The 7955-nt window shown below is 71.1% G+C and carries 7 protein-coding genes and 1 pseudogene; all 8 read left to right on the top strand.

Going from position 1 to position 7955, the window contains the following annotated elements; all coding sequences use genetic code 11:
• Positions 1–1544, top strand: a 1544-nt coding sequence (locus H0523_RS30990; RefSeq protein ID WP_180180277.1) for an ABC transporter substrate-binding protein, incomplete at its 5' end; no start/stop codon positions are given.
• A 6-nt stretch (positions 1545–1550) separates the two neighbouring features.
• A complete protein-coding gene (locus tag H0523_RS30985; RefSeq protein ID WP_054460605.1) occupies positions 1551–2501 on the top strand; it encodes an ABC transporter permease in 951 nt (316 codons plus the stop codon).
• A gap of 28 nt (positions 2502–2529) precedes the next feature.
• Positions 2530–3426 (top strand): ABC transporter permease, encoded by an 897-nt coding sequence (locus H0523_RS30980; RefSeq protein ID WP_054460608.1) that lies wholly within the window; start codon positions 2530–2532, stop codon positions 3424–3426.
• A complete protein-coding gene (locus H0523_RS30975; protein WP_054430453.1) occupies positions 3423–5105 on the top strand; it encodes a dipeptide ABC transporter ATP-binding protein in 1683 nt (560 codons plus the stop codon). Before H0523_RS30980 ends, H0523_RS30975 begins: the two co-directional genes overlap by 4 nt.
• Before the next feature lie 135 nt (positions 5106–5240).
• Positions 5241–5735, top strand: a complete 495-nt coding sequence (locus H0523_RS30970; protein ID WP_054430452.1) for a rhodanese-like domain-containing protein — start codon at positions 5241–5243, stop codon at positions 5733–5735.
• 1 nt (position 5736) lies between these two features.
• Positions 5737–6666 (top strand): serine O-acetyltransferase EpsC, encoded by a 930-nt coding sequence (gene epsC, locus H0523_RS30965; protein ID WP_054430451.1) that lies wholly within the window; start codon positions 5737–5739, stop codon positions 6664–6666.
• Positions 6667–6742: 76 nt separating this feature from the next.
• Entirely contained in the window at positions 6743–7675 is a 933-nt protein-coding gene (locus H0523_RS30960; protein WP_043775745.1) for a family 2A encapsulin nanocompartment shell protein, read from the top strand.
• An 8-nt stretch (positions 7676–7683) separates the two neighbouring features.
• A pseudogene (locus H0523_RS30955) lies at positions 7684–7955 on the top strand (hypothetical protein); the annotation flags it as partial.

Here is a 7955-nt window from a genome sequence, read left to right as displayed (position 1 = left end):
CCGGCCTGCAGGCCAGCGCCGCGGCGCAGGCCGCCGATCCCGCGCCGCGCGCCGGCGGCGCGCTGACGATCGCGCAAAGTTCCTTTCCGCCGTGCCTGGACCTGGCCCAGAGCGCGCGCGCCCAGAACGCCAGCCGCCAGGCGCTGGACGCCTTGCTGGACCAGGACAAGCGCACCGGCGAGGTGGTGCCGTGGCTGGCCACCCGCTGGACCTACCAGGACGAGGGCAAAACGCTGGTGCTGCGCCTGCGCGACGGCGTGACGTTCAGCAATGGCGAGCGTTTCGATGCCGCCAGCGTCAAAGCCAACTTCGATGCCCTGGCCGTGTACGCCAGGGAAGGGCGGGCGCCGCAGGCCTCCGGCTACCTGACCGGCTACCTGGGCGCCGACGTGCTCGACCCGTTGACGGTGGCGCTGCGCTTCGACCATCCCAAGGCCGGCTTCCTGCAGGCCCTCACCGAAAAGACCCTGGCGCCGCTGGCGCCCGCCACGCTCGCCAAAACGCCGGAAGAGCGCTGCCAGGGCGCGCTGATCGGGACCGGCCCGTTCGTGATCGCGCAGGTGGTCAAGAATGACCGCATCGTCCTCAAGCGCCGCGCCGACTACCAGTGGGCCTCGCCCAACGCCGAGCACCAGGGGCCGGCCTGGCTCGACCAGGTCACGTTCCAGACCGTGTCGGAAGGCAGCGTCCGGGTCGGCTCGCTGATCAGCCGCCAGGTGGGCGCGATCGAGGAAATCCCGACCGAGGACGTGCAGCGGGTCAAGGCCGCGGGCGCCAGCGTGGTCGCGCGCTCGGCCGGCGGCATCGGCATCACGCTGTACCCCAACATCGCCAGCCCGGTCCTGTCGCACCCCGAAGTGCGGCAGGCGCTGGTGATCGGCGTGAACCGCGCCGAGATCATCGAGGCGCTCTATACCGAATACGACAAGGCCGCCACCAGCGTGGTCTCGACCACGGTGCCGGGCTATTTCGACCTGTCGGCCAAGCTGGCCTATCGGCCCGACGCCGCGCGGGCGCTGCTGGAACGGGCGGGCTGGAAGGCCGGCAAGGACGGCATCCGCAGTCGCGACGGACAGCGTTTGCAGGTTGGCGTCACCTGGAGCTTTCCCGGCTACACGCCGACGCTGGAACTCATCAAGGAACAACTGGCCCGGATCGGCGTGGACCTGCGCCTGAACCTGCGCTCGGACGCCGAGATCGGCGGCGTGATCCGCTCGGGCAACTACGACCTGCGGCTGTCGGACCTGACTCGCCCCGATCCGGACGTGATCCTGGCCGCGTTCTCCAGCAAGTTCGGCCGCGGCCTGGGCGCGGCCGAGCCGGCGCTCGATGCCTTGCTCGACCAGCAGAGCGTGGCGGTGGACCCGGCCCGGCGCAAGGACCTGGTGGCGCAGGTGCAGAACCTGATCATCGACCAGGGCTACGCGGTGCCGATCAAGGAGAGCAATACCGTCTTCGCGGTGGCGCCCGACGTGCGCGGCCTGTGGCTGTCGACGCCGCGCTGGCCGGTGCTGCACGACACCTGGCTGGCGGCCGCCCGGTAAGCCAGCATGCGCCGCTACCTGCTGTCGCGCCTGGGGCAGGCGGTCTTCGTGGTGTGGGCCGCGTTCTCGGTGTCGTTCCTGATCCTCTACGTGCTGCCGGGCGATCCGGTGGCCATCATGCTGGATGCGCGCGGCGAGGGCGTGCTGGCCGACCCGGCGCAGGTGGCGCAGATGCGCAGCCGCTTCGGGCTGGACCAGCCGATCCTGGCGCAGTACGTCAACGGCCTGGGCCGGGCGCTGCGCGGCGATTTCGGCATCTCGATCGAGAACGGCCACGACGTCGCCACGACGGTGCTGCGGGCCTTGCCCCAGACCCTGGCGCTGGCCGCGCTGGCGCTGCTGATCTCATTGGTCCTGGGACTGGCGGTGGCGCTGGCGGCGACCTACACGCGCCGGCCCTGGCTGGCCGAACTGCTGCTGTGCCTGCCGCCGCTGGGCGTCAGCATCCCGTCGTTCTGGATCGGGCTGGTGCTGTTGCAGTGCTTTTCCTTCGGCTGGCCGTTCCTGCCGGCGACCGGCAACGCCGGCTTCGCCTCGCTGGTGCTGCCCGCCCTGACGCTGGCGATTCCCACCGGCGCCGCGATCGCCCAGGTATTGGCCAAGAGCCTGTCGGCCGCGCTGCGGCAGGGCTACATCGACACCGCCTACGCCAAGGGCGCGTCGCGCCGCCGGGTGCATCTGCGGCACGCCTTGCGCAACGCCGCCATTCCCGCGCTGACGCTGGTCGGCATGAGCGCCGGCCACCTGCTGGGTGGATCGGTCGTCACCGAAACCGTGTTCTCGCGCGCCGGCATCGGCCGCCTGACCCAGATCGCGGTGCAGGCGCAGGACATTCCCATGGTGCAGGGCCTGGTAGTGCTGTCGACGCTGGTCTATGTGGTGGTGAACCTGGCGGTGGACCTGCTGTACCCCTTGTTCGATCCGCGCATCGCCGCCGCGCCGCGATCGCCGGCCTAGCGCCTGTTCACGCCCATAGGAGACTCGCATGAGCACCTTGCATTCCCTGGCCCCGCCGGCGCCGTCCGCCGCCGCGATGCCGGCCGTGCCGGACGGCTGGCGCGCGCGGCTGGGCGACGCCCGCCGCGCGGCGCTGTTGCTGTTGGCGCTGGCCGTGGTGGCCGTGGCGCTGGGGTGGGCCTTCTTTCCGGGCCTGTTCACCGCGCAGAGTCCATTCGAGACCCGGGTGGCGCTGCGCCTGCGGCCGCCGTCCCTGGCGCACTGGTTCGGCACCGACTACCTGGGCCGCGACGTCTATGCGCGAGTGGTGCACGGCGCGGCGCTGTCGTTGAAGGCGACCGTCATCGCCGTCTCGCTGGGCCTGGCCGCCGGCTGCTGCCTGGGCCTGCTGGCCGGCTTCTCGCGCCGCGCGGTGGACGACGCGGTGATGCGCGTGGTGGACGTATTGCTGGCGATTCCGTCGCTGCTGCTGTCGCTGATGGTGATCACCGTGCTGGGCTTCGGCACCGTCAACGTGGCGCTGGCCGCCGGCGTGGCCACCATCGCCACCTTCGCGCGGCTGATGCGGGCCGAAGTGCTGCGGATCAAGGCGAATGCCTATGTCGAGGCGGCCTTCGGCAGCGGCGAGCGCTGGTTCTCGGTGCTGCGCCGCCACATCGTGCCCAACGCCGCCGGCCCCGTGCTGGTGCTGGCGGGCCTGGAACTGGGCGCCGCCATCCTCGCGGTATCGGCGCTGAGTTTCCTGGGCTTCGGCGCCGCGCCGCCCGCGCCCGAGTGGGGCACGCTGGTGGCGGAAGGGCGCAATTACCTGGTGCGCGCCTGGTGGCTGACCGCCATGCCGGGCGGCGTGATCATCCTGGTGGTGCTGTCCACCAACAGTCTGGGCAAGGCCTTTGAACGGCGGCGCCTGCGGGGGGCACGATGAACCTGAACACAGTGACGGCGCTGTCCGTCCAACGCGGCGAAACGGCGGCGCAGCCGCTGCTGGCCGTGCGCGACCTGCACGTGGCCTATCAGGCCGGGCGCCAATGGGCGCACGCCGTGCGCGGCGTGTCGCTGCACGTGGACCCCGGCGAGGTGCTGGCCATCGTCGGCGAGTCCGGCTCCGGCAAGTCGACCACCGCGCACGCCATCATCGGCCTGCTGCAGGAAGACGCGCGCATCCTGCGCGGCGCCATCCATTTCCAGGGAGCAGACCTGACGCGGGCCGGCGAACGCGCCTGGCGCCGGCTGCGCGGCGCGCACATCGGGCTGGTGCCGCAGGATCCCGGCGTCGCGTTGAACCCGGCCATGCGGATCGGCGAGCAGGTGGCCGAGGTGCTGCGCATCCACGGCCTGGCCGATCGCCTCAATGCCCGCCAGCGCGCCGTGCAGATACTGGACCAGGTCGGCCTGACGCAGCCGGCGCTGCGCGCCCGGCAGTATCCCCACGAACTCTCGGGCGGCATGCGCCAGCGCGTCCTGATCGGCATCGCCTTTGCCTGCCGGCCCCGGCTGGTGATCGCCGACGAGCCCACCAGCGCGCTCGACGCGACCGTGCAGCGTCGCATCCTGGATCAACTGGCGCTGATGAAACAGGAGAACGGCACCTCGGTGCTGCTGATCACGCACGACCTGGCGCTGGCGGCCGAGCGCGCCGACCGCGTCATCGTGATGCGGCACGGGGAGATCGTGGAGGAGGGCGGCGCGGGCGACGTGTTCGAGCGGCCGCGCCACGCCTACACCCAGGCGCTGCTGGCGGCGCGACCGGGCGCATCGACGCGCCAGCGGCCGGCGGTGTCCGCGCCCGCCACGCCGCCGCTGCTGGCGGTCCAGGGCCTGGCGAAGACCTTCGCGCTGGCCGGGGGCCAGCGCCTGCAGGCCGTGCGCGACGTGTCGTTCGAGATCGCGCGCGGCCAGACGCTGGCGCTGGTGGGCGAGTCCGGCTCGGGCAAATCCACCACCGCCCGCATGGTGGTGCGCATGGAGACGCCCAGCGCCGGCCAGGTGCGGTTCGGCGGCCGCGATATCGGCGCGCTCCGGGGCGAGCCGCTGCGCCAGCTGCGCCGACGGATCCAGTTCGTGCACCAGAACCCCTACGGCTCGCTCGACCCGCGCTACACCATCGAGGACATCCTGGCCGAACCGCTGCGCGCCTTCGGCATCGGCCGGCCCGAGGAGCGGCGCGACCGCGCCTTGCAGTTGCTGGACCAGGTGGCGCTGGACCGCGCCCTGGCGGCGCGCCGGCCCGCCGCGCTGTCGGGCGGCCAGCGGCAGCGCGTGGCCATCGCCCGCGCATTGGCGCTGCAACCCGACCTGATCGTGCTGGACGAGCCGGTCTCGGCGCTCGACGTGGCGGTGCAGCGGCAGGTGCTGGACCTGCTGCAGCAGTTGCAGGAAGACCTTGGCCTGACCTACCTGCTGATTTCGCACGACCTGGAAGTGGTGCGCCACATCAGCGACCGGGTCGCCGTCATGGCGGCGGGCGCGCTGGTGGAGCAGGGCGCGGTGGAGGAGGTGTTCACGTCGCCCCGGCACGACTACACGCGCGAACTGCTCGCCGCCCGTCCCGGCCAGCGCGCGGCGGCGCCGGCCCCGCCGGCCAACGCGGCGGCCGTGGCCTGAGCGCCCGCGCGGCCGCTACACAACTCGCGGTTGTTAATTTCCGACTTTTTATTCATTTGGATTTCGCCGCTTTAGGCCTAGATTGTGGATTCCGCCGCCACCTGTTCTGGCGGCCAGCCTGGAGGCCCTTGCGCCATGAGCTACGACACCCCCGAAGCCGCCGTCACCGAACGGATCCTGCCTGCCACCCTGGAGCAGGCGCGCGCCGCGGCGCTGGACCAGCACCTTTCCTATGCCGGCGGCGTCTCGCCCGTGGACGCCTGGACGCTGGCGCAGAACGGCGACGCGGTGCTGGTGGACGTGCGCTCGGCGGAAGAGCGCAAATTCGTCGGCCACATTCCCGGCACGGTGCACGTGCCCTGGGCCACCGGCACCAGCCTGACCCGCAACCCGCGCTTCGTGCGCGAACTGGAGGCCAAGGTGGCCAGCGCCGGCGGCAAGGACGCCGTGGTGCTGCTGCTGTGCCGCAGCGGCAAGCGCTCGGCGCTGGCGGCGGAGGCGGCCGCCAAGGCGGGATTCTCGGCGGTCTTCAACGTCTTCGAGGGCTTCGAAGGCGAGCTCGACGCCAACCAGCATCGCGGCCTGAGCGACGGCTGGCGCCATCGCGGCCTGCCCTGGGTGCAGGACTGACATGGCAGCCTTCGATCTGGAGGGCGTGGTGCGCGCCCTGGACGGCATCCGCGCCCAATGGCGCACCTCGCAACAGCGCGCCCGCGAGCCGGGCGAACGCGAGTTTCCGTCGCGCGAGGCGCTGGCCGACATCTTCGACAAGTTCAAGCGCGCGCTTTTCCCCATGCGCCTGGGGCCGGTCGACATGCGCCACGAAAGCGAGAATTTCTACGTCGGCTACACGCTGGACGCGGCCCTGCGCAGCCTGCTGGAACAGGCGCGGCTGGAGCTGCGGCGTCACGCGCCGGCCGATGCCGGCGTCGATGAACACGCCGCCGCGATCGTGCGGCGGTTCGCCGCCGCGCTGCCGGACGTGCGGCGGCTGCTCGACAGCGACGTGCTGGCGGCCTATCACGGCGATCCGGCGGCGCGCAGCGTGGACGAGGTGCTGCTCTGCTATCCCGGCATCCACGCCCTGATCCACCATCGCCTGGCGCACCAGCTGTACCTGCTGGACCTGCCGCTGCTGGCGCGCATCGCGGCCGAGATCGCCCATGGCGAAACCGGCATCGACATCCACCCCGGCGCCCAGATCGGCCCGGGCTGCTTCATCGACCATGGCACCGGCGTCGTCATCGGCGAGACCGCCCGCATCGGCCGCGGCGTGCGCATCTACCAGGCGGTGACGCTGGGCGCCAAGCGCTTCACCACCGACGCCGACGGCAACCTGGAAAAAGGCCTGGCGCGCCATCCGATCGTGGAAGACGAGGTCGTCATCTACGCCGGCGCCACCATCCTGGGCCGCGTGACGCTGGGCCGCGGCGCGGTGATCGGCGGCAACGTCTGGATCACCAGCGACGTGGCGCCCGGCGCCACCGTCACGCAGGCCGGCCCGCGCAGCACGCCGCAGGCCGACGCCGGCCAGGCGCGTCCGCGCGAGCGCGCCGCCTGACCGCTATTTCCCCAGGGGCTTCGGCCCTTTCTTTTTGTCTGTGTTGTTTGCGTGTTTGTTCACTTCGGAGATTTCAATGAGTGCCACCGTAGGCGGGACCGTCGCATTGGGCGACAACGGCGCAAGGCAGTTGGCCAATGCGACCAAGACCGTACCCCAACTTGCCACCATCAGCCCGCGCTGGCTGACGCATTTGCTGCAATGGGCGCCGGTCGAAGCAGGCATCTACCGCCTGAACAAGGTCAAGAATCCCGAAAACATCAAGGTGACGTGCACCGCGCGCGAAGCCGAGAACCAGTTGCCGCGCACCTTCGTCGAGTACGAGGAGCAGCCGCGCGAGTATTTCCTGAACGCCGTCAGCACCGTGCTGGACGTGCACACCCGCATCTCCGACCTCTACAGCAGCCCGCACGACCAGATCAAGGAACAGCTGCGCCTGACCATCGAGACCATCAAGGAAAACCAGGAAAGCGAACTCATCAACAATCCTGATTACGGCCTGTTGTCGCAGGTGACGGAGGAGCAGCGCATCTTCCCGCTGACCGGCGCGCCCACGCCCGACGACCTGGATGAGCTGCTGACCAAGGTCTGGAAGGAGCCGGCTTTCTTCCTGACGCATCCGCTGGCCATCGCCGCCTTCGGCCGCGAAGCCACGCGGCGCGGCACGCCGCCGCCGACGGTCAGCCTGTTCGGCTCGCAGTTCATCACCTGGCGCGGCATTCCCCTGATTCCGTCCAACAAGGTGCCGGTGGCCGATGGCAAGACCAAGATCCTGCTGCTGCGCGTGGGCGACAAGCGCCAGGGCGTGGTCGGGCTGTACCAGCCGGGCCTGCCGGGCGAACAGAGCCCGGGCCTGTCGGTGCGCTTCATGGGCATCAACAACCATGCCATCGCGTCCTACCTGATCTCGCTGTACTGCTCGCTGGCGCTGCTGGCCGACGACGCGCTGGCGGTGCTCGACGATGTCGAGATCGGCAAGTACCACGACTATCCCGACACCTACAAATAGGCCGCACGATGGCTGTCGCCGATTCCTCTCCAAGCTTCGCCGCCCTGGCCGGCGGCGTGCCGGGCGCGCCGGAAGCGCCCATCGATCCGGACGTGCTGGCGCGTCTGGCCAATGCCTTCTTCACGGCGCTGCCGGGGCGGCCGGCGCCAGCCGACCTGCCGGCGCCGGTCCCGCCCGGGGTGCAGGCTCCGGTCAACGTCGCGCCGCCCGGCTCGCCGCTGGTCAGCCCCGCGGGACTGGGCCCGGGCGTGCCCGGCACGCCGATCCCGCAGGGGCTGGC

Origin of the sequence: Achromobacter insuavis (assembly GCF_902859645.1) — a bacterium.
Lineage (GTDB): Bacteria > Pseudomonadota > Gammaproteobacteria > Burkholderiales > Burkholderiaceae_B > Achromobacter > Achromobacter insuavis.
The sequence above is the reverse complement of the archived record's forward strand: the minus strand, read 5'-3'. Positions and strand labels throughout refer to the sequence as shown.